Annotated in this window: 2 protein-coding genes; both read left to right on the top strand. The window is 71.8% G+C overall.

The features are described from left to right. Positions 1-380, top strand: a 380-nt coding sequence (locus G3I71_RS45165; RefSeq protein ID WP_164324722.1) for an alpha/beta fold hydrolase, incomplete at its 5' end; no start/stop codon positions are given. Further along, positions 337-720, top strand: a 384-nt coding sequence (gene tsaE / locus G3I71_RS45160) for a tRNA (adenosine(37)-N6)-threonylcarbamoyltransferase complex ATPase subunit type 1 TsaE (protein ID WP_275409419.1), incomplete at its 3' end; no start/stop codon positions are given. The genes G3I71_RS45165 and tsaE, both read left to right, overlap by 44 nt.

The following is a 720-nucleotide window of genomic DNA, read 5'->3' as shown; positions in this document are numbered from 1 at the left end:
CCCGGTTCGCCGAGCGGATGATCGAGGCGACGCCGATCGACGTGGTCGCCGAGTTCTACCCGGCGTTCCAGATCCACGACAAGACCGCCGCGCTCCAGCGGTTCGCCGGCGTCCCCGTCACGGTCGTCGCGGGCGACCGGGACATGATCACCCCCGCGGAGCACAGCGTCGCCATGAAGGAGGCCCTGCCGGCCGCCGAACTGGTGGTCCTGGAGAACACCGGGCACCTGATGATGCTGGAGCGCCCGGAGATCGTGACCGGGCTGCTGATGGGACTGCTGGCCCGCACCGGAGCCGTGCCGGACGCGGGATCCGAAGCCGCTAACGTTGGCGGGCATGGAAGAAGCACCGCGGGAAGCGCAGCGCAGCCAGGCTCCTGAGGCCGGCGCCGCCACCGAGACCCTGATCACCGTCGACTCGCCCGAATCCATGCAGGAACTGGGCCGTCGCGTCGCCGCCCTGTTGCGTCCCGGCGACCTGGTCCTGCTGACCGGCGAACTCGGCGCCGGCAAGACCACCCTCACCCGGGGCCTGGGCGAGGGCCTCGGCGTGCGCGGGGCCGTGACCTCGCCGACCTTCGTGATCGCCCGAGTACACCCGTCGCTGGTCGGCGGCCCGGCGCTGGTGCACGTGGACGCGTACCGGCTCGGCGGCGGCCTGGACGAGATGGAGGACCTCGACCTCGACGTCTCGCTGCTCGAGTCCGTGGTGGTCGTGGAG

It is taken from the genome of Streptomyces sp. SID12501, from assembly GCF_010550245.1.
In the GTDB taxonomy this organism is placed as follows: domain Bacteria; phylum Actinomycetota; class Actinomycetes; order Streptomycetales; family Streptomycetaceae; genus Streptomyces.
This window is presented reverse-complemented; position numbering and strand designations above follow the sequence as displayed.